Origin of the sequence: Streptomyces hygroscopicus (assembly GCF_026168105.1) — a bacterium.
In the GTDB taxonomy this organism is placed as follows: domain Bacteria; phylum Actinomycetota; class Actinomycetes; order Streptomycetales; family Streptomycetaceae; genus Streptomyces; species Streptomyces hygroscopicus_D.
The window spans coordinates 130,852-156,873 of record NZ_LBMW01000016.1 but is presented as its reverse complement, the minus strand read 5'-3'; the positions used below and the strand labels follow the sequence as shown (position 1 = coordinate 156,873).

The 26,022-nt window shown below is 70.1% G+C and carries 16 protein-coding genes; 7 read left to right on the top strand and 9 right to left on the bottom strand.

Features of this window, described 5'->3' with window-relative positions:
- A partial coding sequence (locus AAW14_RS17835; protein ID WP_265564843.1) for a DUF1996 domain-containing protein occupies positions 1 to 842 on the top strand: 842 nt, incomplete at its 5' end.
- 121 nt (positions 843 to 963) lie between these two features.
- On the opposite strand, the gene AAW14_RS17830 is transcribed toward AAW14_RS17835, so the two are convergent.
- Complete coding sequence (locus AAW14_RS17830; protein WP_265564842.1) at positions 964 to 1,422, bottom strand: hypothetical protein; 459 nt, start codon at positions 1,420 to 1,422, stop codon at positions 964 to 966.
- Between the two features lie 189 nt (positions 1,423 to 1,611).
- Here AAW14_RS17830 and AAW14_RS17825 point away from each other — a divergent pair, with 189 nt between their 5' ends.
- The 3 genes from AAW14_RS17825 (at position 1,612) to AAW14_RS17815 (ending at position 5,110) form a co-directional block, all read left to right on the top strand.
- Positions 1,612 to 2,139 carry a tetratricopeptide repeat protein gene (locus tag AAW14_RS17825; protein WP_265564841.1) on the top strand — a complete coding sequence of 176 codons (528 nt, stop codon included), beginning with the start codon at positions 1,612 to 1,614 and terminating at the stop codon, positions 2,137 to 2,139.
- 262 nt (positions 2,140 to 2,401) lie between these two features.
- Positions 2,402 to 4,315, top strand: coding sequence for a hypothetical protein (locus AAW14_RS17820; RefSeq protein WP_265564840.1), 1,914 nt, complete (start codon positions 2,402 to 2,404; stop codon positions 4,313 to 4,315).
- 78 nt (positions 4,316 to 4,393) lie between these two features.
- Positions 4,394 to 5,110, top strand: coding sequence for a TetR/AcrR family transcriptional regulator (locus tag AAW14_RS17815; protein WP_265564839.1), 717 nt, complete (start codon positions 4,394 to 4,396; stop codon positions 5,108 to 5,110).
- Between the two features lie 6 nt (positions 5,111 to 5,116).
- Here the strand turns inward: AAW14_RS17815 and AAW14_RS17810 are convergent, their stop codons facing one another.
- From AAW14_RS17810 to pulA, 3 genes are all read right to left on the bottom strand, one after another.
- Positions 5,117 to 5,473 carry a 5-carboxymethyl-2-hydroxymuconate Delta-isomerase gene (locus AAW14_RS17810; protein ID WP_265564838.1) on the bottom strand — a complete coding sequence of 119 codons (357 nt, stop codon included), beginning with the start codon at positions 5,471 to 5,473 and terminating at the stop codon, positions 5,117 to 5,119.
- Between the two features lie 28 nt (positions 5,474 to 5,501).
- The gene (locus AAW14_RS17805) at positions 5,502 to 7,106 is read right to left on the bottom strand and encodes a fused response regulator/phosphatase (RefSeq protein ID WP_265564837.1); all 1,605 of its coding nucleotides are present in this window, start codon (positions 7,104 to 7,106) and stop codon (positions 5,502 to 5,504) included.
- Positions 7,107 to 7,181: 75 nt separating this feature from the next.
- Positions 7,182 to 12,623 (bottom strand): pullulanase-type alpha-1,6-glucosidase, encoded by a 5,442-nt coding sequence (pulA, locus tag AAW14_RS17800; protein ID WP_265564836.1) that lies wholly within the window; start codon positions 12,621 to 12,623, stop codon positions 7,182 to 7,184.
- A 267-nt stretch (positions 12,624 to 12,890) separates the two neighbouring features.
- On the opposite strand from pulA, the gene AAW14_RS17795 reads away from it, so the two are divergent.
- A complete protein-coding gene (locus AAW14_RS17795; RefSeq protein WP_265564835.1) occupies positions 12,891 to 14,957 on the top strand; it encodes a carbohydrate-binding module family 20 domain-containing protein in 2,067 nt (688 codons plus the stop codon).
- Between the two features lie 65 nt (positions 14,958 to 15,022).
- Here AAW14_RS17795 and AAW14_RS17790 read toward each other — a convergent pair whose 3' ends face one another.
- The 4 genes from AAW14_RS17790 to AAW14_RS17775 all read right to left on the bottom strand — a co-directional run bounded on the left by AAW14_RS17790 (position 15,023) and on the right by AAW14_RS17775 (position 20,241).
- The gene (locus tag AAW14_RS17790; protein ID WP_265564834.1) at positions 15,023 to 16,756 is read right to left on the bottom strand and encodes a glycoside hydrolase family 13 protein; all 1,734 of its coding nucleotides are present in this window, start codon (positions 16,754 to 16,756) and stop codon (positions 15,023 to 15,025) included.
- Positions 16,757 to 16,937: 181 nt separating this feature from the next.
- On the bottom strand, positions 16,938 to 17,849 hold the full coding sequence (locus AAW14_RS17785; protein ID WP_265564833.1) for a sugar ABC transporter permease: 912 nt from the start codon (positions 17,847 to 17,849) through the stop codon (positions 16,938 to 16,940).
- 13 nt (positions 17,850 to 17,862) lie between these two features.
- Positions 17,863 to 18,867, bottom strand: coding sequence for a carbohydrate ABC transporter permease (locus AAW14_RS17780; RefSeq protein WP_265564832.1), 1,005 nt, complete (start codon positions 18,865 to 18,867; stop codon positions 17,863 to 17,865).
- Between the two features lie 99 nt (positions 18,868 to 18,966).
- Complete coding sequence (locus tag AAW14_RS17775) at positions 18,967 to 20,241, bottom strand: extracellular solute-binding protein (protein ID WP_265564831.1); 1,275 nt, start codon at positions 20,239 to 20,241, stop codon at positions 18,967 to 18,969.
- 460 nt (positions 20,242 to 20,701) lie between these two features.
- Here AAW14_RS17775 and AAW14_RS17770 point away from each other — a divergent pair, with 460 nt between their 5' ends.
- Both AAW14_RS17770 and AAW14_RS17765 read left to right on the top strand, forming a co-directional pair.
- Positions 20,702 to 21,736, top strand: coding sequence for a LacI family DNA-binding transcriptional regulator (locus AAW14_RS17770; RefSeq protein ID WP_265564830.1), 1,035 nt, complete (start codon positions 20,702 to 20,704; stop codon positions 21,734 to 21,736).
- Positions 21,737 to 21,856: 120 nt separating this feature from the next.
- Positions 21,857 to 22,726, top strand: a complete 870-nt coding sequence (locus AAW14_RS17765) for a phosphatase PAP2 family protein (RefSeq protein ID WP_265564829.1) — start codon at positions 21,857 to 21,859, stop codon at positions 22,724 to 22,726.
- A 31-nt stretch (positions 22,727 to 22,757) separates the two neighbouring features.
- Here AAW14_RS17765 and AAW14_RS17760 read toward each other — a convergent pair whose 3' ends face one another.
- Complete coding sequence (locus tag AAW14_RS17760; protein ID WP_265564828.1) at positions 22,758 to 25,757, bottom strand: bifunctional [glutamine synthetase] adenylyltransferase/[glutamine synthetase]-adenylyl-L-tyrosine phosphorylase; 3,000 nt, start codon at positions 25,755 to 25,757, stop codon at positions 22,758 to 22,760.
- Between the last annotated feature and the right edge of the window lie 265 nt (positions 25,758 to 26,022).

The following is a 26,022-nucleotide window of genomic DNA, read 5'->3' as shown; positions in this document are numbered from 1 at the left end:
ACGGCAACGCGTCGACCGGTTCGTTCACCACGCTGTGCGGTGTGAACGCGAACGGCAACCACAACACCGACAACGTGATCGTGGCGCCCGGCGTGACCAATGGCGCGCACCACCTGCACGACTACGTCGGCAACCAGAAGGTCAACGCGTTCTCCAGCAACAACACGTTCCTGCAGGGCGGGACGAGCTGCCAGAACAAGAACGACCTGTCGGCGTACTACTGGCCGGTGGTGCGTGTCCAGGACGGCACGCAGGACTTCGACCAGAACGCCCTCGGCGGCGGCAAGGAAGGCAACGTCGGCCGGATCCTGGTCGCCAAGCAGGCCCAGATCAAGTACGTCGGCAACCCGACCGGCAAGGTCGTCGCGATGCCGCAGTTCCTGCGCATCATCACCGGTGACGCCAAGGCCTTCACCAACGGCCCGGGCAACGCCAACGCGCACTGGAGCTGCACCGGCTTCGAGAACAAGGTGCAGCTGACGGACAAGTACCCGATCTGTCCGCAGGGCAGCAACGTCGTCCGGACGTTCGCCTTCCAGAGCTGCTGGGACGGCCAGAACATCGACAGCGCCAACCACCGTACGCACGTCGCGTTCGCCGACGCCAATGGCAACTGCCAGAACGGCTTCAAGGCGATCCCGCAGCTGACGATGCGCCTGGTGTACAACGTGCCGCAGCCGGTCATCCAGAACGGCCAGGTGAAGAACGCCTACGCGGTGGACGGCTTCCCGGAGCAGTTGCACAAGGCCATCACGGACCACGACGACTTCATCAGCGTCACGACCGGCGGTCTGGCGAACAAGATCGCCAACTGCATCAACTCCGGCCGGAGGTGCCAGTGATCCATTCCGGCCGGAGGTGCCAGTGATCCATCAGCCGGTATCCACTGAGCCGGTGACCCACTGAAGAAGGCCGGTGGCGGGAGATCCCGCCACCGGCCTTCGGCCTGTACGCGACAGTGGCTCAGCCGCTGTGACCGGCGTGTTCGCTGTGCCCGGAGTGGCCGCTCTGGCCGGAGTGGGCGTGGTGGTCGACCCCGGTCTCCAGCTCCCCTCCGAGCTTGCCGCGCAGCGCCTTGACCACTCCGTCGCCGCCGACGGCGACCCACTTGCTGCCCACCAGGTAGAAACCGCCGTAGTCCTTGGCGTCGTTGATCCACTCACGCTGTCCGCGGTCGGTGGCGAAGGTCGCGAGCACGAACTTCCCGTCGGAATTGGTGCAGATGGCCTGGCGGATCTCATCGGCGTCGGTCTGGATGTTCGGCTTGCACTGCACGTCCGCCGCAAGGTCCTCCAGGCTGCCGGTCGCGGTCGGCGGGACCGTGGCCTTCGCAGCGCCCGCCCCGCCCGACCCGCCGCAGCCGGTCAGCACCAGCAGGGCGACGGCCGCGCCGGCCGCCAGCTTCTCGCGCGTCCACCTCATGTGTTCCTCCGGTCGTTCCGGCCCATGCTGCTGGAAGCCCCCGCTAGGGCCCTTTCCCTCCGTACGGCTGCGGCGCGCGCCGTGCTCAATGGCACGACGGCTCTCCCTCCAAGATCATCGAAATCCGCTGTTCCGACGGGCACGGGTGTGCGAAAGTGTGCCGCGTCGGCATGCGAGACAGGGGGACGTATGAGCACCCAGGACTGGGAGAAGCGGGTCGCCGCGGCGTGGGCGGCCTTCGACGACTACGCCGGGACTGCATCCAAGGGCGGCTCCGCTGCGGGCGCCGCGGAGTTCCGCGCGGTGATCGACGCCCTCGTGGCCGAACTGCCCGACGGCAGCCCGCTGGGGCCGTTCGAGCGAGCCTGCGCCTGGGACTCCACGGGCCACTCGGACCAGGCGGTGCCGCTGTACCGCGAGGCGCTGGCGCGCGGCCTCGACGGCTACCGCGGCCGCCGGGCCAGGATCCAGCTGTCCAGTTCGCTGCGGAACGTCGGGCGGCCGGAGGAGGGTGTCGAGCTGCTCACTCCCGAACTCGACGCGCCCTCCGACGAGCTGGACGACGCCATACGCGCCTGTCTGGCCCTGTGTCTGTCCAGCCTGGGCCGCGACCGCGAGGGCCTGTCCCTGGTCCTCGGCGCGCTCGCGCCTCATCTGCCGCGCTATCAGCGGTCCATGGCCAACTATGCGCGTCTGCTGGTCGAGCCCGAGGACTGACCGTCCCGCTCGGTTCCACCCTGCCGTTCGAGCCCGGACGCCACAGGCCGAGCCCGGACGCCACAGGCCACCGGCCGGGCGAGCCCGAGACCCACAAGACGCCGTTGCCACCCTGCCGTCGGGGCGCTCGCCGCGGTGACCGGCGCACGGACGGCGATCGGCGTGCCGACATGCTGCTGCTCGCCACGACGCGCTGCTGCCGTGGCGTCGAACGGTTCCGCCATCCAGGTGACCAACCACCGTCTCGCTCGTTTTGCCCCACGTGCAGTCACAGGATGTCGCCCCGGGCCCGGCTTCGGCCTCCGGACCGCTCGTCGACGTGGAGCAGGCCGAGGCCGCGCTCGTCGAGCACTATCCCCGGCTCGTCCGGCTGGCCTATCTGATCCTGCCGCCGGGCCTCGGCCGCAACCGGCGGGTGCTGACCGCGCACGCCCTCACCCAGCGGGCACTGCCGCGCGGGCGGTCGTCCGCCCCCGTGATCCCGGCCCAGGCCGGCCGTGACGGCGACCCCGGGTACTCCTTGCTGCGCCTCCAGGTGGTGCGTACGGCGCTGGAGGCGGGTCTGCCGCTCAGGCGCACGGCCTGGCCGAGGCGGTCGCAACTGCCGCCGCTGCTCCCCCAGGTGTGGGGGCTGCGGCTGTTCCCGCGGTCGGGCGGCGCCGACGAACTCGCCCTGGACCAGCGGCTGTCGAGGCTCGCCGGGCCGGCCCGGGCCGCCTATGTGCTGCGCGGCCTGGAGAAGCTCTCCGAGGACGGCGTGCGCAAGATGCTCGCGGCGGCGGGCGTGGCGGACCCGGCGGCGGCCGTCCGCGCGGCCACGGGCGTACCGGCGCAGGACGCGTTGCTCGGCTCCGCCGAGTTCGACCCGTGTTCGCTGCAGGCGCGCCCCACCGATCTGATGCGACGCCGTCACCATTGGAAGGCCGCGCTCGCCGCCGCGGCAGCCGCCGCGGTGTGCGGCGCGCTGCTCGCGATGCCGAGCGGCGGCTGGGGCCAGGACGGCGCGGCCGCCCCGTCGTACGCACAGAATCCGGCCGCCCTGGCCGCCCTGGACCCGGCCAAGGTGACGAGGGTGTCCCCCGCCACATGGCGGACGTCGGCGCGCACGGACTTCTCCGTGTGGCCCGCGCGCGGCGACCTGACGGGTGACAGGGCGCTGCTGCGCCGGGCACTCGCCGTGTGGGCTCGGCCCGGCGGATCCGTCCAGGTCTCCGCGACCCCCACAACCCCGTCGGGCCCTCCGGCCGGACCGCCGCAACTGCTGTACGCGGGCGGGGTCGACGCCGCGCACGTGGTGGTCTTCTACGACGGTCTGCGCATCGTGCGCTACGCCGAGCCGAAGGACGGCGCGAGCGGGGCCGCGCTCGACTTCGCCCGGGTCGACGCGGCGTCCGGGGCCGAGGCCGACGCGGTGGTGCTGGACCGGGCCGACGGCAACGTGCGTTATCTGACGGCCCCTTGGGTGACAGGGGCGGCCGAGCGGGATCTTCTGAAGCCACCTTCCGGGGCGACGGACCTGGGCCTGGTCGGCGGGGTGACCGCGCCGCTGGCCGTTCCGGGGCAGCAGACCGGCTCGTGCACGTCGTGGAACGTGCTGCAGCTGACCGACGGATCGGGCACCCGGCTGCTGACCGACCTCGGGGAGCTCACGCCCGCGCATCTGACCGAGGGACGGCCGACCGCGCCCCACGAGGCGTCCGCGGCGACGGCGCTGCGTGCCTGGGCACCGTACGCGTGCTCGCTGGCGGCGGCGCGGTCGCAGGGCGTGCGGTCCGTGAACGCGTGGGAGTACGCGCGGCAGACGCTGCCGGACGGGTCCGGGGGCGCGGCATGGGTGTGCACACGGGCGGAGACCTGGCGGGGCGGGGGGCAGCGGGTGCTGGCGCAGTTCCACACGCCGGGTGGACGGTACGGGGCGGTGGCGGCGCAGTCCGAGGGCGTGGCGGCGTGTGGCGCGAAGGATCCGCATGTGCTGGCCGGTGTGCTGTGGAAGTCGGCGGCAGGAGCCTGGTATCTGCTGGCCGCCGGGAGCGAGGACACCAAGGCGGTCACGGCGACCGGTGGCGTGAACGGATCGGCGCGGGGCCCTCTGCTTGCGGTGCGCGCGAAGCAGGGGGCGCAGGCCGGCCTGAAGGGGACCCTGGCCGACGGACGGACGGTCGGTGGGCTTCGGTGAGGGATGTGTGCCGAAGATGTGAACACGCGTGTTGGATCCGGCCGGTTCGCGGCTGGATTCAATCGGTAAGGTGTTCGCATGAGTACCGGGATACGCCGCAGAATGGGAGTCGAGGAGCGACGGCAGCAGTTGATCGGCGTCGCGCTCGAACTGTTCAGCCAGCGCTCTCCCGACGAGGTGTCCATCGACGAGATAGCGTCGGCCGCGGGAATCTCGCGGCCGCTGGTCTATCACTACTTTCCCGGCAAAATCAGCCTGTACGAGGCTGCGTTGAAGCGGGCGTCCGAGGATCTGGCGGCGCGGTTCGTGGAGCCGCAGAAGGGCCCGCTGGGGACACGACTGCTGCGGGTGATGCGCCGCTTCTTCGACTTCGTCGACGACCACGGGCCAGGATTCTCGGCGTTGATGCGCGGCGGCCCGGCCGTCTCGGCGGACGGAGTCCGCTCGATGGATGCGGTGTCACGCACCAACGCACTGGTCGACTCGGTGCGGCAGGAGGCGTATGTCCAGATCCTTGCGCACCTGGAGATCCAGGAGCCGCCCGCGCGGCTGGAACTGGTCATCCGTTCCTGGATTTCGCTCGTCGAGTCGACGGCGCTGATCTGGTTGGACGGACGTCGGATCCCGCGCCGCGAGCTGGAGGCACAACTCGTGCGGGACTTCGCGGCGCTGGTGGCGGTGAGCGCCGCCTACGACCAGGAGATGGCGGCGCTGCTGCGGCGGGTGCTGAGGAACGAGCCGGCAAACGGGCCCTTCAGCGACCTGGTCGCCCGTCTGGTCGCGCTGGCGTCCTGAACGCCGTCAGCCCTCGAACTTGCGGTACGACGGATCGAGGTCCCGTACCTCGGCGGACACGTGCAACGCCACTCCCCCGGCGGGCTTCAGGTACTGCCGCAGCAGGCCCAGCGTCGCCTCGGCGAGCCTGGCCTTGGTCTCGTCGGTGCGTCCGGCCAGCAGTCCCACGGTGACGTGCACGATGGCGTGCCCGTCCGGCTCGGCACCGACGGTGGTGTCCTCGGTGCGGCGGAACTGCGTTTCGCACGCCGCGATCCGCGCGGCCGCGATCTCGACCGTCTCGGCGTGCAGCGCGAGCGCGAACCCACGCCGGTCGAACGAGCCCTCCAGCGGCGCGGAGTAGTCGACGGTGATCTGCGGCATGGGCACTCCTGTTCTGCGGCGGACGCCTTCACCCTAACCGCAGGGCCAGCAGCGCGATGTCGTCCTGCCGGTCCCGGCCGAAGCAGCCGAGCAGTGTGTCGCACAGCGCCCCGACACCGGGCGGGGCGTCGGCAGCGGCCGTGCGCAGATGTTCCATGGAGACGCCGAGGTCGGTGCCGCGGTTCTCGATGAGCCCGTCGGTGACCATGAGCAGCCGGTCCGCGGGCCGCAGTACCGTCTCGGTGGGCGGCGGCCGGTCCAGGCCGAGTCCGAGTAACGGGCCGCCGACGGAGGCGTATTCGGCGGTGGCGTCGTTGTGCACGATCAGCGGCGGGATATGGCCGGCGTTGGCGATGCGGACGCGCCCGCTGTCGGGTTCGACCAGAACCAGGCAGACGGTGGCGGTGACCTCGGGGTGGAAGTGCTGCAGCAGCCGGTCCAGCCGCCGGGCCAGGCTGTCGGGGTCCGGGTTCTCCACGCAGTAGGCGCGCAGCGCGTGCCGGATCTCCACCATGACGGTGGCCGCGTCCAGCGAGTGCCCGGCGATGTCGCCCACCGCGGTCAGCACCCCGCGGGAGGTGTTCAGCGCCACGTAGAAGTCGCCCCCGATCTCGGTCTGCCGGGAGGCGGGCACATAGCGGACGACCATCTCCACCCCCTGCATCGAGGGCGCCTGCTGAGGCAGGAAGCTGTGCTGCAGGGTGAGCGCGACATGCCGCTCCACCTGGTACATGAGCAGGGCCTCGGCGGCGAGCGCGGTCGCCTGGGCGAGCCGGGAGACCAGCGCGTCGCCCTCGGCGGCCGGCCCGCCCGCGGGCAGGGCGAGACAGACGGCCGGCTTGCCCTCCTGGGACCGCGCCACCACCACGCGCGCGTCGTCGGACCCACCGGCGCGCAGGAAGCCCGCGGGCCACAGCGGATGCGGCACCATCGTGTCGCGTGCCCCGGTGTGTCCGGCGATCAGGCCGCGGATCAGCCGGGCCACGGTCTCATGGGCCTCGGCGTCCGGGAGCGAGACGCCCGCCCGGGAGCGGGACAGGCCGCGATACAGCTCGCCGTCCTCGCCGAGCACGAAGACGACCGCGGGCGAACCGGTGAGCCGGGAGGCGCCCTCGGCGGCGGCCTGGACGAGCTCCGTCATGCACCGGGCTGCCTGTACGGAGACGATCGTCTCCGACAGCAGCGTCAGCCGCCGCGCCAGCGCCTCCGCCCCACTGCGCATCCGGGCGCCGCGCACGGCGGCCCGTACGACGGCCTGGATCTCCTCGGGTTCGGCCGGCACCGAGAGATAGGCCTCACCGCCGGAGTCCAGCCCGCGGCAGCGGAAGCCGGGCCCGGCGGAGACGGCGGAGAAGTGCACGACCGGCAGCCCGGCGGTGGGCGGCGAGGACTTGAGCCTGCGGCACAGTTCGAAGCCGCTCATGTCCGGCAGCCCCACGTCGACGAGGGCGACGTCGGGCAGGGCGCCCTTGCGCAGTCGCAGGTCGAGTTCGTTGAGCGCCTCCCCGCCGCTGGCGACGGGGACGACGCTGTGTCCCGCCCGGCGCAGTACGGCACCCAGCGCGTAGCGGCTGGCGGGAGCATCGTCGACCACCAGCACGGTGGAGCCCGTCTGCTTGCCGTTGCCGTCCATGTGAGCCGCCCCTCGGCGCGGAAAAGGAGGTGGGGCGGACCCGGAGATCCCGGTCCGCCCCACCACGCTAGTGCCCTAGCGAGTGACCCGGGAGAAGACCGCCACGGTGCGACCCGGAACGGCGAACGTGCCGGATTTCGCCGCGTACGACGAGGTCTTGACGATAGGGTCCGCTCCGGCGGCCTGCACCGGGTGCAGTGCGTAGTCCTTCCCGGCGAGGGCCGCGACGGTCTGTTCCTGCTTCTGCGGCGTCGCGTTGAAGACCACGACCAGGTCTCCCACCTCCATCGTGATCACGCCCGGCGTCTCGTCCTTCCCGGACAGCGGGAAGGAGAGCTTCGACTGCACCTGGTCCGCGGTGGCCAGGGAGAACACCGAATCGGTCGTACGGATCCTCAGCAGATCCCGGTAGGCGGCGGAGGAACCCTCGATCTGCGGGCACCCCACCCTGACGGAGGTCAGCAGAGGCTTGGCGTAGGTCCACTTGGACTGGTTGTCGGCGGCCATCGGCAGTCCGCGCCCGAAGCCGTTGCCGTCGCTGCAGTCCCAGTGGATGGCGTTGAACCAGTCGCCGCTGTCGTACGAGTTGCGGTCGAGGGACTTGGAGCGCAGCAGATCGGATCCTGCCTGGGAGAGGGACGGGCCCTGCGAGAGGGTGGCCGTGGCCATCGCGAGGACCTGCATACGGGCCCGGTCGGACGCGGAGGTGCCCATCGGCAGCTTGTAGGCGAGCGCGTCGAACAGCGACTCGTTGTCGTGCGCGTCGGCGTAGGCGAGGGCGTCGCCGGGCGCGTCCGCGTAACCGGCGGGCGAGCCGTTGTAGTCGACCTCGGCGCCGGTGACCTCCTTTCCGGCGGTGTCGGTGAAGTGGTACTTGGCGAGGCTGCCGCTCAGACCGACCTTGACGAGGTCCTGGTAGTGCAGGAGGCGGGCCTTCTGCTCGGCCGAAGTCCCGTTGCTCGTGGATGCGTTGGGGTCGGTGTACAGGCCGGACGCGAAGCCCTGGATGCCGGGGTCCGAGTCGAAGGGGCTTCCACCGCGCACGGCGTCACGGGCGCGGTCCGAGAAGGTCGCGATGCCGGTGCCGGCCATGTTCTTCTGGGTGGCCTGCACGAAGCGGGCGTCGTTGGCGACTTCGCCGAAGTTCCAGCCCTCGCCGTAGAGGATGATCTTCTTGCCGTCGACGCCGTCCTTGGCGGGCGTGAGTGCGTCGAGCGCCTTGCGCACGGCGAGGATGTTGGCCTTCGGATGGTGCCCCATGAGATCGAAGCGGAACCCGTCGACCTTGTACTCCTTGGCCCAGGTGACGATCGAGTCCACGACGAGCTTGCCCATCATCGCGTTCTCGGGCGCGGTGTTGGCGCAGCAGGTGCTGTTCGCCACCGAGCCGTCCGCGAGCAGACGCTGGTAGTACCCCGGCACGATCCTGTCGAGCACGGAGGTGTCGGCCTGGCCGCTCGCGGCGGTGTGGTTGTAGACGACGTCCATGACGACGCGCAGTCCGTCCTCGTTCAGCGCCTTGACCATCCGGCGGAACTCGACCGTGCGGCCGGTGCCGTTCGGGTCGGTGGCGTAGGAGCCCTCGGGGACCGTGAAGTGGTATGGATCGTAGCCCCAGTTGTACGCGTCCTTCGCGCCGGTCGCGGCGACGCACGCCTGCTGCCGGTCGGAGTCGGCGGGGTAGGACGCGAGGTCACAGGCGGGGGTGGCCTGTTCGGACTTCTTCTCGGGGATGCCCGCGATGTCGAACGCGGGCAGCAGGTGCACGTACGACGTACCGGCCCTGGCCAGTTCCCGCAGGTGCCTGGAGCCGTCGCTGTTCCGGTCGGTGAAGGCGAGGTAGCTGCCCTGGTCCTTGGCCGGGACGGTCCTGTCCGCCACCGAGAAGTCCCGGATGTGCAGTTCCTGGATCTGGGCGTCCCTGAGCGGTACGGCCCCGGGCTTCTTCAGGGACGACCAGCCGCTCGGCGCGAGGGACCGGTCGTCCAGGTCGGCGACCAGGCTGCGCTCGGAGTCGGCGGTCAGGGCGACCGAGTACGGGTCGGTGACCTTGTTGGTGACGATCTTCCGGACGCTGGGCGCCCACACCGTCACGACGTACCGGTAGGGCTTGTTCTTCCAGGACGCCCCTCCGGTGACGGACCAGACGCCGGTGGTGCCGTCGCGCCGCATGGCGACCGTGGAGCCGCCGAGCTCCAGCGAGACCTTCTGCGCGGTCGGCGCCCACACGGCAAGCGTGGGACGGCCCTTGGAGAAGGTCGGTCCGAGGTGGGCCCGCGTCGCGCTCCCGTACAGATCGTCCAGTACGCCGGCGATCTGGACGCCCGTCGCCGCGAGCACCGCACCGTTCGCGGCGCGCTGCGTGGCCACGATCTGGCCGTTGAGGGCCTCGCGGACCCGGTCCCGGTCGCGGGGGTCGACGGACCACGCCGTGTAGTCCTTCAGATGCGGGAACTTCGCCTTCTGGGCGTCGGTGAGCGTGGTCTTCGTCAGGCGCAGCCAGCGCTCGTCGTCGCTCCTGAGCGTGCCGCCCTCGACTGCGATCGAACCGTCGTGGGAGTAGACGAGCTGAGTGGAGGCGGCGCCGTCGACGCCGTTCCATGCGACGGTGTTCCGGTCGACCCAGATCGCCTTGGAGGTGGTCAGGTCGAGGGCGGCGGCGCTGCCCGCGGGCTGGGGCAGCAGGTACTTCTCCTGGCCGCCCAGCAACCAGACCTCGTGGCCGTTCGCCTTGAGGTCGAGCGACTGGTCGGCGGGGAGGTCCTTCTCGTCGCCCTTGTGGATGATGTAGCTGAGGCTGGTGGCGCCGTCGGCGAGCGGTACCTCGAAGACCGCGCCGTACGCGTCGGTCCGCACCGGCTGAAGGGGAGCGGTCCAGTCCGTGGGGTGCGCGGCGCCCGTCCAGACGTGCAGGCCCCAGCCGTCGTAGTTCCCGTCGGCGCGGTGGTAGTGGATGACGGCCTTCGTCGTGTCCTGCGGGGGGTAGTCGGCCGTCGGCTTCTGGGTGAGGACGGTCTCCTTGCCCTGTTCGACCCAGACCTCTCCGGTCTTGGTGACGTCGATGCTGCGGTCGGCGGAGACGTCCTTGTTGCCGTTCTTGTCGATGACGAGGAAGCCGACGTTGGAGGCGCCGGGCTTCAGCTTGACGTAGGCGAAGGCTCCGTAGGCGTCACGGCCGGTGAAGGGATGGCTGCTGGGCCAGGTCGTCGCCTCGCCGTCGGCGAGGTCGCCCCAGGCGTACAGGCCCCAGTCGGCGTAGTCGCCGTCGGTGCGCTTGTAGTGGACGATCGCGTAGTCGCGGGAGGAGGCGGTGGGCACCGGTGCGGGGGGCGGTGTGCCGGTGGTGCTCCCGGCCGTCGCGCTCGCGGTGCGGCCCGCCGAGTCGATCACGACCGCCTTGTAGCGCAGGGCCGTTCCGGCCGGGACGTTCCCGGCGATGGTCTGGGTGACCTTGTACGGGGCGTGGTCGGCCGAGCCGAGGATCCGCCATGCGCCGTTTCCGACCTGAGCGGCGAAGACGACGCGGTCGAGTTGCCCCCCGTCCACGCCGGCGGAGACGTCCACCGTGCCGGTGGCGCCCGTGTCCGGGGCCTTGAGCGTGATCTTCGGAGCGCCCGTGGGCCCCTCGAGTGGGCCGGCGGCCTTGAACACGACCGCCGATCCGGCCGGGACCGTGACCGTGACCCTCCTGTCGGCCCCGCTCGTGACGGCGGCGGACGTCCCGTGGATCCCTCGGTACGTCATGTTCGCCGAGCCGGCCGTGAAGGTCGCCGTCTTCGCCTCGCCGGCGTTGTTGAGGGCGACGATGTACTCGGTGCGGTCCTTGCCGGTGCTCGTACGGGAGAAGGCGTAGACGCCTGCACCGTCGGCCGCGTAGCGCTCGGTCTGCACGCCGTCGGTGAGGGCGGGGTTGACCTTGCGCAGCTTCGCGAGAGCACGGATCTGCTCGAAGAGCGGTGCACGCGTGTCGTACGAGTCGCTCGCGTGCGTACGGTCGGTGCCGATCTCGTCGTCCTTGAGATAGTCGGCGACCTTGGAGGCGAACATCGTCTGGCGGGCGTCCTTGTCGCCACCGGAACCGGTGAAGCCCTGCTCGTCGCCGTAGTAGACGACGGGGTTGCCGCGGCTGAGGAACATCAGCTCGTTCGCGAGCTCGTCCTTCTTCAGCAGCTCGGCGTCGGACGCGTGGGGGTTGTCCTGTTTCAGGAAGTACCCGATGCGCCCCATGTCGTGGTTGCCGAGGAAGGTGACCTGCTCGTACGCGTTGGCCTTGTCGGTCGTGTACTTGTAGTCGTCCGCGAAGACACTCGCGAGCTTCTGCGCGCCGCCGCCCTGGGAGGCGTACTGGCGGGCCGCGTCCTGGAAGGGGAAGTCGAGCGTGGCGTCGAGGCGGCCCCGCGTGACGTAGGGCGAGGTGATCGAGGTGTCGGCGGAGTAGACCTCACCGAACATGAAGAAGTTCCTGCGCCCGTGCGCGGCGGCGTACTTGTCGAGCGCGGTCGCCCACTGGGCCCAGAACTCCATGTCGACGTGCTTCACGGTGTCGATCCGGAAGCCGTCGACCCCGAAGTCCCGCACCCAGCGCTCATAGATCTTCTCCATGCCGCTGACGACCTCGGGACGCTCGGTCCACAGGTCGTCGAGGCCGGAGAAGTCCCCGTAGGTGGCGTTCTCGCCGGCGTAGGTCGAGTTGCCCCGGTTGTGGTACATCGTCGGGTCGTTGAGCCACGACGGCACCTTGATGTTCTTCTTCGCGGCCGGAACGGTCGGAGTGCGCGGGAAGGACGCGGTGGAGACGGCGGGGAACGGCCTGCCGCCGGCGGCGTAGTCGGCGTCGTCGAACGGCCGCCCGTCCTTGGTCAGATACGGGAAGGCGCCCTTGGAGAGGTAGTCGTACGACGCGCCTTCGTAGTCGATGACGTCGGCGGTGTGGTTGGTGATGACGTCGAAGAACACCTTCATGCCCTTGGCGTGGGCCTTGGCGATGAGGGTGGCCAGGTCCTTGTTCGTCCCGAAGTGCGGGTCGACCTGGGTGAAGTCGGTGATCCAGTAGCCGTGGTAGCCGGCGGAGGCATCGGAACCGCTGCCCTGGACGGGCTGGTTCTTGAAGATCGGGGCCATCCAGATGGCGGTGGTGCCGAGGCCCTTGATGTAGTCGAGCCTGTTGGTCAGGCCCTTGAGGTCGCCGCCCTGGTAGAAGCCCTTGTCGGTGGGGTCGTAGCCGGTGGCCAGGCGTGAACCGGTCAGGCCGCCGCGGTCGTTGGAGGTGTCGCCGTTGGCGAAGCGGTCCGGCATGACGAAGTAGAACTGCTCGCGGGTGTCGTCGTGCCGGGCCGGCTGGGCGGCGAGCCGTGCGTCGGACGGGGGCGCGGGCGGGGTGGCGGCCCTGGCGGCCACGGGCGGCAGGAGTGCGGCGGCGAGCGCGGCGGCGGTGAGAGCCGCGACGCGTCCGGCCCGCGGCGGTATTCGGCCATGGCGGGTGCGGCGCGTCCGGGGCGCCGGCCATCTCGGTATCACAGGTGTGAACTCCTTGCGATTACGGCTCAGTCGGGTCCGACCCCACGCCACGGCCACGACTGCGACCATCCTCGGCTTCGTCACCGGGCGCCCGCGCGACCGTATCGCCGACGAAACGTTTACAGCAAGAGTCTTGAAAGTGACAGCAAGAACTTTCACAGTCAACCTTGACGTGCCCCTCTCAACTGACCCACTCTCACCAGTTGTTGAAGACCGAACCCCAGTTGTTCAAGACCGAACCCCCCAAACCCCCATTCGGAGCCGCACATGACCGGACGCCGACCTCCAGGTTTCCTCCGCCGCGCAACGACCGTGGCGGCCGTCGGCGCCTTGGCGCTCACGGGTCCGACCGCCCTGCCCGCGCACCCCGCGCGGGCGGACACGACCGCCAAGGGCGATGTGATCGCCAATCTGTGGGAGTGGAACTGGGACTCCATTGCCGCGGAGTGCACCCAGGTGCTGGGCCCGGCCGGATACGGCGCGGTACAGGTGGCGCCGCCCGCCGAGTCGATGAAGCAGTCCAACTACTACTGGTGGGATGTCTACCAGCCGTACGCGTACAACCTGAACAGCCGCTTCGGGACGGCGGCGAAGTTCGCGGACATGATCGGCGCGTGCCACAAGGCGGGCGTGAAGGTCTACACGGACGCGGTGATCAACCACACGGCCGCGCAGACCGGCACCGACTACAACGGCACCGCCATCACCGACAAGTACGCCACCCCCGACTGGAACCGGACCGACTACCACGACTCCGCCGACTGCCCCACCTCCGACCTGACCATCCAGGACTACTCGAACCTGACGCAGGTCCAGAACTGCGAGCTCCTCGGCCTGCCCGACCTCAAGACCGGCTCGGACACCGTGCGCGCCGGGATCGCCGACTACCTCGACAAGCAGCTCGCGCTCGGTGTCGACGGCTTCCGCGTGGACGCGGCCAAGCACATACCCGAGGCGGACCTGGCGGCGATCGAGTCCAAGCTCACCCACACGGCGTCCGGGACGGCGCCGTACATGTTCCAGGAGGTCTACCCCGGCTCCACTCCGCAACCGGGAGACTACTTCGGCTCGGGTGACGTCCTGGACTTCACCTACGCGAGCAAGCTGAAGTCGGCGTTCCAGGGCAATGTCTCGGACCTGGCGTCCCTGTCCTCCTCGGGCATCCTGCCCGCGGCCGACTCGGTGTCGTTCGTGACGAACCACGACACCGAACGCAACGGCCTGCATCTGAGCTACAAGGACGGCGACACCTACAAGCTCGCCAACCTCTTCCAGCTCGCATACAAGTGGTCGACGCCGACGGTCTACGCCAGCTGGGAGTGGACCCGGAGCGACCAGGCGCCGCCGAACTCCTCGGGCTTCGTGACGACCACGGACTGCTCGAACGGCTGGTACTGCCTGGACCGCGACACGGGGGTCGTCGGCATGGTCGCCTGGCACAACGCGACCGACACCGCGGCCGTCTCCGACTGGCAGACCAAGTCGTCGGGCGTCATCGGCTTCGGCCGCAGCGGCAAGGGCTTCTTCGCCCTGAACAACGGCTCGAGCAGCGCCACCTACACCTTCACCACCGGCATGGCCGACGGCACGTACGCGAACGTCGTCGACGGCGGCGCCACCAAGGTCACCGTCTCGGGCGGCAGCGCGAGCATCACGATCCCCGCGAAGGGCGCGGTCGCCTTCTTCAACGCCTCCTACACCTGCACGGTGGGCTGCACGAACGCGGGCGGTGGCTCGTCGTCCACGGTGAGCACGACGTTCAACGAGTACGCGCCCACCACCAGCGGCACCGACGTCTACGTCGTCGGCTCGATCTCGGCCCTGGGCTCCTGGGACCCGTCCAAGGCGATCCGGCTGTCGTCGTCCGGGTACCCGCTCTGGTCGGGTGAGGTGAGCGTGCCGATCAACACGTCCTTCCAGTACAAGTTCGTGAAGAAGGACGCGTCCGGGAATGTGACCTGGGAGTCGAACGCCAACAGGTCGGCGACCACGACGGCATCGGCCCTCTCGCTGAACAACTCCTGGAACGTGGCGGACCCGGACGCGACCGACGTCACCTTCAACGAGTACGCGACGACCGACTGGGGCACCAACGTCTACGTCGTCGGTTCCATCGCCTCCCTGGGCTCCTGGAACACGGGCGACGCCGTCCCGCTCTCCTCGGCCGCCTACCCGACCTGGAGCAAGCTCGCCATCGTGCCCAGGAGCACGGCCTTCACCTACAAGTACCTGAAGAAGGACGGCTCCGGGAACGTGACATGGGAGTCCGGCGCCAACCGCTCGTACACCACCGGCACGTCGAGCGGATACACGACCGGTGACACCTGGCGGTAGCCGTCGAAGAGCGGGTCCGGGCCCACCGCGGAAGCAGTGGGCCCGGCCTCACGCGGAGGGGGCCGTCAGGGCCCCCACCACACCGTGGCGTCGGACGGCAGCTTGGCCTCGTCGTCCGTGACCGTCACCTCCGAGCTGGCCACCAGGACCCGGCCGTACGACGGAATCGTGACCGCCTCGCCGGTGGTGTTTGCGACACACACGACCTCCCCGCGCCGGAAGGCGAGCACGCCCTCGGGTGCGCGCAGCCACTCCACCCGGTCGCCCGCGCCGAGTCCGGGCTGCTCGCGCCGCACGGAGAGAGCCGTCCGGTACAGCTCCAGGGTGGAGCCGGGCACTCCCTGCTGTGCCTCGACGCTCAGCTCGCCCCAGCCATCCGGCTGCGGCAGCCAGCTGCCGCCGTGGCCGAATCCGTACGACGTCCCGGTGCGCGTCCACGGGATCGGCACCCGGCAGCCGTCGCGGAACCCGTCCTGGCCCGCGCCCCGGAAGTAGGCGGGGTCCTGGCGGACCTCGTCGGGCAGGTCCACCACGTCCGGCAGGCCCAGTTCCTCGCCCTGGTACAGGTACGCCGACCCGGGCAGCGCCAGCATGAGGAGGGTCGCCGCACGGGCGCGCCTCAGGCCCAGTTCCCGGTCGCCCGCCGTGCGGATCTGGGTGCCGAGGCCGGCCTCGTTGGCGAAGCGGGTGGCGTGCCGGGTCACGTCGTGGTTGGACAGCACCCAGGTGGCGGGGGCGCCGACGGGACGCATCGCATCGAGGGTGCGGTCGATGACATTGCGCAGCTCGGCCGCGTCCCAGTAGGTGCCCAGGTACTGGAAGTTGAAGGCCTGGTGCAGCTCGTCGGGGCGGACGTAGTGCGCGGTCCGTTCGACGGTGGGAGTCCAGGCCTCCGCGACGAAGATCCGCCCGCCCGTCTCCCTCCAGCGCCCTGCCGAGAAAGGCCCTTGGGGCCCTCTTCCATTTCCGGCGTATTCGTCGAGGATCGACCGCCACTGGCGGTAGATCGCGTGGACGCCGTCCTGGTCGAAGAACGGCATGACATCGTTGCCCAGCAGCTTGAGCTGGTCGTGGCTGCCCAGGTCGGGCAGGCCCTCCGCCTTCACCAGGCCGTGGGCGACGTCGATACGGAAGCCGTCGACGCCCATGTCGAGCCAGAAGCGCAGGATCGAGCGGAACTCGTCGCCCACGGCGGGGTGGTTCCAGTTGAAGTCGGGCTGCTCGGGGGCGAAGAGGTGGAGGTACCACTCACCGGGCGTGCCGTCGGGCTCGGTGACGCGGGTCCAGGCGGGTCCGCCGAAGATGGACTCCCAGTCGTTGGGCGGCAGTTCGCCCCTCTCGCCCTTGCCGGGACGGAAGTGGTAGCGCTCCCTCAGCGGCGAGCCCGGCCCCTCGGCGAGCGCCCGCCTGAACCACTCGTGCTGGTCGGAGGAGTGGTTGGGGACCAGGTCGACGATGATGCGCAGCCCCAGATCGTGGGCGTCGCGGATGAGCGCGTCGGCGTCCAGGAGGTTCCCGAACATGGGGTCCACGGCGCGGTAGTCGGCGACGTCGTAGCCGGCGTCGGCCTGTGGCGAGGCGTAGAAGGGGCTGAGCCACACGGCGTCCACGCCGAGGTCGCGCAGATGGGGAAGTCGGGAGCGTACGCCCTCCAGGTCGCCCATGCCGTCGCCGTTGCTGTCGGCGAAGCTGCGCGGATAGACCTGGTAGATCACCGCGTCCCGCCACCAGTCGCGGTCGACGGCGACGGTGGCGAGGGCGGTGTCCGGGGCCGGGTCGGCGGAGTGCTGCTGGCTCATGGTGTCCTTGATGCGATGGGGGGTTCCCCCGCTCGGGCGAAGCCGGGAGTGGAGGAGCTTCGGGTCATGGGACATGCGTGCGGAGGGCGGCGGCTGACGAGGCGGCCGCGGTGCCGGCGGGGTCGGAGGGGCACCGCGGCCGCCACCCGCGCGGACAGGCGCGCGGGTGCCCGGGGGGCGGTCAGCCCTTGGTGCCGCCCGAGGTGAGGCCGGTCACCAGGTTCTTCTGCACGAGGTAGAAGAACACGGAGACGGGTATCGCGATCAGCACGGCCGTGGCGGCCATGAGGTTGCGCTGTGCGTCGTGTTCGCTGATGAAGCTCTGCAGGCCCACGGCGAAGGTGTACTTGTCGTCGCTCAGCATGAACGTCGAGGCGAAGGCGACCTCACCGAAGGCGGTGAGGAAGTTGTAGAAGGCGGCGACCGCGAGGCCGGGCTTGGCGAGCGGAAGGACCAGCCGCAGGAACGTGCCGAAGGGGCTGAGCCCGTCGACGCGTCCGGCTTCGTCGATCTCGAACGGGATCGTGTCGAAGTAGCCCTTCAGCAGCCAGGCGCTGTAGGGGACGACCGTCGTGCAGTTGACCAGGATGAGGCCGAGGTAGCTGTCGATCAGTCCGAGGTCCGACATGATCTGGTACATCGGCACGATCAGGACGGCGATCGGGAACATCTGGGTGAGCAGCAGCAGCCACATGAACTTCTTGTAGCCGGGAAAGCGCATGCGGGAGACGGCGTAGCCGGTGGTGGCGGCGATGAGGACGCCGATGAGCGTGGTGCCCAGCGTGACGACGAGGGTGCTCTTCAGCCAGCTGAAGAAGCTCGTGTGCTGCAGGACGAACGAGTAGTTGTCGAACGTCATGGTGTGCCAGATGCGCCCGGGACGCAGGTAGTCGTCCTTGTCCGGACCGAGGGACAGGAAGATCAGCCAGGCGACCGGGAAGAACGCGATCAGGCTCGCGACGATCAGCAGGGCGTGGGAGGTGAGGGTCGCGACCGGGCCGCGCTCGCCGCGCCGGCGCACCGTGCGCCGCGGAGCGTCCGTGACGGACTGCCCGCTCACCTCGGCGGAGGTCTCGACAGTGGTCGTGGTCATGGGGGCTCCTGCCTCAGATCGCGAGCTGCTGCTCATTGCGGTTCAGCCAGCGGCGGTAGAAGGAGGTGAAGACGATCAGTACGGCCAGCAGAAGGATGCCGTAGGCGGCGGACTGCGCGAAGTCACGCGGCTGCTGGCCGAAGCCCAGTTGGTAGGCCCAGGTGACGAGGATCTGGGCGTCCGTGCCGGTGTTGCCGAACAGCAGGAAGATGATGGCGAACTGGTTGAAGGTCCAGATGATGCCGAGGAGTACGACGGTGGAGCTGACGGAGCGCAGGCCCGGCAGGGTGACGTACCGGAAGCGCTGCCAGGCGCTCGCGCCGTCCATCTCGGCGGCCTCGTACAGGGTGGCGTCGATGGCCTGCAGGCCGCCGAGGAGCGACAGCATCATGAACGGCACACCGCACCAGGTGTTGACCATGACGGCGGCGACCCGCTCCCAGAAGGTGTCCTCCAGCCACAGCGGTGTGGGCAGATGGAGCGCGTGGAGGGATGCGTTGATGATGCCGCCGTCGGCGAGCATGAAGCGCCACCCGAAGACGGTGACGAAGGTGGGCACGGCCCAGGGCATCACCAGGACGAGGCGGTAGAAGGTCCTGCCACGGAACTTCTGGTTGAGCAGGAGCGCGAGGCCGAGCCCGATGGAGTAGTGAAGGACGACGCAGGCGACCGTCCACACGATCGTCCACACGAAGTGCGACCAGAAACGGTCGTAGGACAACGGGCCGAAGAGGATGTCCTTGTAGTTGCCGAGGCCGATGAACTTGTACGTGGCGTCGATGTGGTTGACGCCGATCGTACGGGCGGTGTTCAGGCTGTTGGCGTCGGTGAGGGTGAGGTAGAAGCCGTACACCAGCGGGTAGAGCACGAGGACGCCGAGCACGACGGCCACGGGGGCGATCATGGCATAGGCGTACCAGTACTTCTGATATCCGTTCTTCAGGCGCTGACCCAGCCCGGGCCGTGGTGCGCGGTCACCGCGGCGCTTGCCGGTCGCGCGGTCGATGGCGACTGTCATGGTTCGACACCTTCTGGATGGTCAACGGGAGGGCCGGGGGCAGGCCGGTGGCCGCCGGGTCCGTCCCCCATGCGGGGCGGACCCGGCGGCCACGGCGGCTTACTTGCTGAAGTCCGGGACCAGCTTGGCGATCGCGGTCTGGGCGTTGCTCAGGCCCTGGTCCAGCGATTCCTTGCCGCCCGCGATCTTGGGCAGCTCGATGTCGAGCGGGCCCCACAGCGAGCTGTACTCGGGCAGCGCGGGGCGCGGCTGGGCGGCGGAGAGCACGCTCTGGTAGCCGGCGATACCCGGGTCCGCCTTGACCTGCGCGGTGTAGGCGTCGTCACGCGTGGGCAGCGTGGAGTTCTTCAGGGCGATGGTCTCCTGGGACTTCGCCGAGGCCATGAAGTTCACGAACTTCAGCGCCGCCTCCTGGTGGGCCTTGTCCGAGCCCGCGTACACCGCAAGGTTGTGGCCGCCGGTCGGGGCGCCCGCCTTGCCGCTGGAGCCGGCCGGGACGGTGGCGATGCCGAGGTTGGACTTGTCCTTGAAGGCCGAGCCCTTGTAGAAGTTCGTGATCTCCCAGGGGCCCTGGACGATCGCGGCGACCTTGCCGTTGACGAACGCGTCCTGGATGTGGGCGTAGGCGTCGGCGGTGGTGTCGGCCTGGTGCAGGCCCTTGCCGGAGAACAGCCCCAGCCAGGTCCCGTACGCCTTCTTCGCGGCGGCCGAGTCGACGGTGATCTTCTTGGCGGCGGCGTCGACCGTGTCGGTGCCCTCCCCGTAGAGGAAGGACTGCGCGTAGTAGGCCTGCGCGGAGCCCCAGTAGCCGTCGACGCCGGTCTTGTCCTTGACCTTCGCCGCGTCGGACTTCAGCTCGTCCCAGGTCTTGGGCGCCTCGGTGATCCCGGCCTGCTTGAACAGGGCCTTGTTGTAGACCAGCGCAAGGGTGTCGGTGACCAGCGGCACGCCGTAGGTCTTGCCCTCGTACTGGGCCTGCTTGATCAGGTTGGGCTGGAACTTGCCCTGGTCGGCGAGGGCCTCTGTGCCGTCCAGCGGCAGGAAGTAGCCCTTCTTGGCGAAGGCGGGGGTCCAGCCGACCTCGGAGCGCAGCACGTCGGGCGCGCCCTTGGAACCGGCGGCGGTGTCGAACTTGTTCTGTGCCTGGTCGAAGGGGACGTCGACGTACTTGACCTTGATCTTCGGGTTGGCCTTCTCGAAGTCCTGGACCAGTGCGCTGTACGTCGGCGCCTCGTTGGTGGCGTTGGAGGTGTCCCACCAAGTGATGGTGATCGGACCGTCCGACTTGCTGCTGCCGCTGTCACTTCCGCCGCATGCCGTTGCCGCGAGGGCGACGGACGCCACCAGCGCGGTGGCCGCTATGCCACGCCGCATGAGTTCTCCTTGAGGGTGAAAGCCCGGGGGGCGAAGGGACGGTCCCGTCCGCCGTCCTTCAGCCGACTTGCCGACTGCGCCGATGGGGCCCCGCTCGAGCGAAGTCGAGAGTGGGGGACGCCGTCGGGCGACGTGAACGTAACAGCGATGTAAGCCTTGCGAAAGACCTTGCAGCAAAAAAGTGAAAGCGACGACAATGGTTACCCGTCCGTGACCCCGCCCTTAAGGAGCCACCGGCCTTGTTTGCGGCTGCTCGGCGCGCTCTCGGACACTTGTGCAAGACTCTGCAAGCTCTTGCCGCAGATGTCCGCGCGAGGGATCATCACATTGCGGACCGGACGCCGAACAGAATTGACGAGGGAGCGCGATGACGCAGCAACCCGCAGCGGGCCGTTCTACCGCCCGGGCCCGGCGTCCGGTCGGTGGGCAAGCCGAGACGCGGCCGGTACAGTCCAATCCCGTGACCACACGGCTCGCCGACATCGCGGCCCAGGCGGGGGTCAGCGAGGCGACGGTCAGCCGTGTCCTGAACGGGAAGCCGGGCGTCGCCGCGACCACCCGCCAGTCCGTCCTGGCCGCGCTCGACGTGCTGGGCTACGAGCGTCCGGTCCGTCTGCGCCAGCGCAGCGAGGGCCTGGTGGGTCTGATCACCCCGGAGCTGGAGAACCCGATATTCCCGGCTCTCGCCCAGGTCATCGGCCAGTGGCTGACGCGTCAGGGATACACACCGGTACTGGCGACGCAGACGCCGGGCGGTTCCACCGAGGACGAGCTGACGGAGATGCTCGTGGACCGCGGGGTCGCGGGCATCATCTACGTCTCCGGGCTGCACGCCGACACCACCGCCGATATGCAGCGCTACGAACGGCTGCGCGCCCAGGGCGTGCCGTTCGTGCTGGTGGACGGCTTCTCCCCCAAGGTGCAGGCGCCGTTCATCTCCCCCGACGACCGCGCGGCGATGACCCTGGCGGTGACGCACCTGGTGTCGCTGGGCCACACACGGATCGGTCTGGCCCTCGGGCCCAAACGGTTCGTACCGGTGCAGCGGAAGATCGAGGGTTTCGTGCGCACCATGCAGGACCAGCTGGGGCTGTCCGCCGAGGACGTCGAGTCCCGGCTGATCCAGCACTCGCTGTACACCCTGGAGGGCGGCCAGGCCGCGGCATCGGCGCTCATCGACCGGGAGTGCACGGCGGTGGTGTGCGCGAGCGACATGATGGCGCTCGGCGCGATACGCGCGGCCAGGCAGCGCGGGCTGGAAGTGCCCACGGACATCTCCGTGGTGGGCTTCGACGACTCCCCACTCATCGCGTTCACCGATCCGCCGCTGACGACGGTCCGCAAGCCGGTTCCGGCGATGGGGCAGGCGGCGGTGCGGACGCTGCTGGAGGAGATCGGCGGGACACCCGCGCCGCACAGTGAGTTCGTGTTCATGCCGGAGCTGGTGGTGCGGGGATCGACCGCTTCGGCGCCCGGGGACCGGAGTCGTCCCTAGGGGGTACTTTCCGGGCCCGGCACGGGTCCACCGGCACGGCCGGAAGGTGGACAACATGCGACCGGCCCCCGTCCAGGGGATGATCGGTGGGAGAACGCTTTTCTGGCAGACTCTGTGCCTATGGGTGACAGGACCGTGACGGCAGTGGAGGGCCGGGGACAGGTCGCTTCACACCCCGTCGTGGACGACGCGAAGGATCACGCGAGGCAGGGCCTGCTGCGTCGGATCCGTAGTCCTCGCCGTCCTCGCTTCTGGTTCGAAATCCTGCTCATCGCGGTGAGTTACTGGACGTACTCGCTGATCCGCAACGCCGTGCCGGAGCAGAAGGCCCAGGCCCTGGCCGACGCGGACTGGCTGTGGCGGCTGGAGCACCACCTGGGGATCGCCGTCGAGGACTCGGTCAACCGTGCCCTGAACTCGGTCACATGGCTGATCGTAGGGATGAACTACTACTACGCGACGCTCCACTTCGTCGTGACGCTGGGCGTTCTGGTGTGGCTCTACCACAGCCATCCGGGGAGGTACGCGGCGACGCGGCTCACCCTGTTTTCCACGACGGCGGTGGCGCTGCTCGGGTACTACTTCTTCCCGCTCGCGCCACCCCGCCTGATGCGCGGCGGCGACTTCGTGGACACGGTGATGGTGCACCACACCTGGGGCTCCATGGCGTCGGGCGACCTGAAGCACATGTCGAACCAGTACGCGGCGATGCCGTCCATGCACATCGGCTGGTCCCTGTGGTGCGGTCTGACGGTCTTCGCGCTGGTGACGGTGCCCTGGGTGCGGGTCCTGGCCCTGGTGTACCCGGTGGCGACCCTGACGGTGATCGTCGCCACGGCGAACCATTTCTGGCTGGACGCGGCCGGCGGGACGATGTGCCTGACGTGCGGTTTCGCGGCGGCGGCGCTGTGGTATGGCGACCTGCCGTATGCCCTGCCCCGCTGGGTGCCGGGGACGGGCCGGAGCGCGCTGCTGCCCGTCCAGGCGTGAGCAGGCGGCCGCCGCCGACGGCGGCGGGCACTCACGCCGCGTAGAAGAGCTCCTCCACCACGGCCCGGGCACGGCGTGTCGTACGCCGGTAGTCGTCGAGCATGTCGCCCACGTGCCCCTCTCCGTACCCGAGGTAACGCCCCACCGCGGCGAGCTCCCGGCTCTCGGACGGGAAGGTGTTGCCGGCCCGCCCCCGCACCAGCATCACCGCGTTGCGCACCCGCGAGGCCAGGACCCAGGCCTCGTCCAGGATCGCCGCCTCCTCGCCCGGGATCAGTCCCGCGGCACACGCGGCGGCGAGAGCGGCGCGGGTACGGGTGGTGCGCAGGCCGGGCTCCACCCAGCCGTGCCGCAGTTGCAGGAGCTGGACCGTCCATTCCACGTCCGACAGCCCGCCACGGCCCAGCTTTGTGTGGAGCGTCTTGTCGGCGCCCCTCGGCAGCCGTTCGGACTCCATGCGGGCCTTCAGCCGCCGGATCTCGCGTACGGCGTCCTCCCCGAGCCCCTCCGCCGGGTAGCGCAGCGGGTCGACCAGATCGATGAAGCGGCGCCCCAGGTCCTCGTCCCCGGCGACGGGCTCGGCCCGCAGCAGTGCGTGCGACTCCCAGATGAGCGACCAGCGCCGGTAGTACGCCTCGTACGACGTAAGGGTGCGCACCAGCGGCCCGGACTTGCCCTCGGGCCGCAGGTCCGCGTCGATCAGCAGCGGCGGATCGGTGCTGGGGAGCTGCAGCAGCCGCCGCATCTCGGCGACCACCTTGTTCGCGGCCTCGGAGGCCTCCCGCTCGTCCACGCCCTCCCACGGCTCGTGCACGAACAGCACGTCCGCGTCGGAGCCGTAGCCCAGTTCGTGTCCGCCGAACCGGCCCATGCCGATGACCGCGAACCTGGTGGGCAGGGTGTCGCCCCAGCCCTCACGGACCACGGCCCGCAACGTGCCCGCCAGGGTCGCGGCGGTCAGGTCCGAGACCGCGGCGCCGACCATGTCGATCAGGGCTCCCTGGTCCGACCGGGCCGGTGCGTCCTCGCTGCCGTAGGAGCCTACGATGTCCGCGGCGGCCGTACGGAACAGCTCGCGCCGGCGCACGCCGCGCGCCACCGTGACCGCCTGCTCGGCGTTCTCGGCGCGGCCGACCGCGGCGAGGATCTCCTGCTCCAGGTGGGCGCGCCCGCACGGTTCGAGTCCGCCGCCGTCCCCGTCGCCGAGGAGGGCCACCGCCTCGGGGGCGCGCATCAGCAGGTCGGGGGCGAGCCGGCCCGCGGAGAGGACACGGGCGAGGTTCTCCGCGGCGGCGCCCTCGTCCCTCAGCAGCCGCAGGTACCACGGGGTCTTGCCGAGCGCGTCCGACACCTTGCGGAAGTTCAGGAGTCCCGCGTCCGGGTCGGCCGAGTCGGCGAACCAGCCGAGGAGCACGGGCAGCAGGGTGCGCTGGATGGCGGCCTTGCGGGTGACGCCGGAGGCCAGCGCCTCCAGGTGGCGCAGGGCGGACGCAGGGTCCGCATAGCCGAGCGCGACGAGCCGTTCCCGGGCCGCGTCCGGGCTGAGCCGGGCCTCGCCGGGCGCCAGTTGGGCGACCGCGTCCAGCAACGGCCGGTAGAAGAGCTTCTCGTGCAGTCGGCGGACGACACCGGTGTGCCGCCTCCACTCGCGCTGGAGTTCGGTGCCGGGATCGGTGCGCAGTCCGAGGGAGCGGCCGAGGCGCCGCAGATCGGTCTCGTTCTCCGGCACGAGATGGGTGCGGCGCAGCCGGTAGAGCTGGATGTGGTGCTCCAGGGAACGCAGGAAGCGGTAGGCCTCATCCAGTTGTACGGCGTCGGCGCGCCCGACGTAGCCACCGGCCGCGAGTGCCTTCAGCGCGTCCAGCGTGGTGCCGCTGCGCAGCGAGGCATCGGATCGCCCGTGCACCAACTGCAGTAGCTGAACGGCGAATTCGACGTCCCTCAGGCCTCCGGGTCCGAGCTTCAGTTCGCGCTCTATCTCCCCGACGGGGATGTTCGCGACGACCCGGCGGCGCATCTTCTGTACGTCGGCGACGAAGTTCTCGCGCTCGGCGGCCTGCCAGACGAGGGGGGCGAGGGTGGCGACGTACTCCTCGCCGAGTTCGAGGTCGCCGGCCACCGCGCGCGCCTTGAGCAGGGCCTGGAACTCCCAGGTCTTGGCCCAGCGCTGGTAGTACGCGAGGTGGCTGCTGAGGGTGCGCACGAGCGGGCCGTTCCGGCCCTCGGGACGCAGATTGGCGTCGACCGGCCAGATGGAGCCCTCGACGGTCGTCTCGGAGCAGATCCGCATCATGTGCGAGGCGAGCCGGGTCGCGGCTTGCAGGGCCTTGCGCTCGTCTGCGCCGCCCGCGGCCTCACCGACGAAGATGACGTCCACGTCGGAGACGTAGTTCAGCTCGTGGCCGCCGCACTTGCCCATCGCGATCACCGCGAGACGGCAGACCGTGGCGTCGCCGGGGGCCGCGGTACGGGCGATGGCGAGGGCGGCGCGCAGGGTGGCGGTGGCGAGGTCGGCCAGTTCGGCGGCGGTCTGGGCGACGTCAGTGGTGCCGCACACGTCGCGCGCGGCGATCGACAGCAGACAGCGGCGGTACGCGACGCGCAGGGAGACGGGGTCCGTGGCCTCCGCAAGCTGTCGTTCGAACTCCTGCACGTCGGGGTGGAGGTCGTGGGGCTCGTACGTGACCAGTGCGTGCCAGTCGCCGGGGTGGCGGGCGAGGTGGTCGGCGAGCGCAACGGAGGAACCGAGAACGCCGAGCAGCCGGTCCCGCAGCGGCTTGGCCGAGATCAGCGTGTCGAGCAGCTCGCGCCGGGCGGTGGGGGCGGGCTGCGCCTCCAGCAGCCTTACGAGACCGTGCAGCGCCAGATCGGGGTCGGCGGTCGCGCCCAGGGCGTCGAGCAGAACGGGGTCGGACCTTATCGGCGCCAGCTCGGCACTCTCCAGCAGCCCTTCGGCGGCGGAGGGGTCGGTGAAGCCGTGCCGCAGCAGTCGCGTGAAGGTACTGCTCCTGCGCCCTGGGGGCACGGTCATCCCTCGGCCTCCTGACCATCGATCAAGGTCCTGCGACTTTGAGCGTAACCGCAGTCCCCGGCGGGAGCGCCGGTGAGGTGCCGCACGGTGCGTGTCCGCCGAGCCGTTTTGCGCGGCGGCGCGCACGGCGGGCTTCCGCGGGGGCGGCCGGGTCCCCGCGGCGCGTACGTCATGCGCCCCTGCCCCCGTTTGCGGGCTCCCGCCACCCGTACGCCTTGTCGCCGTGCCCGTAATGCACCTGTCCGGTCCGCTGGGCCGGGGCGCG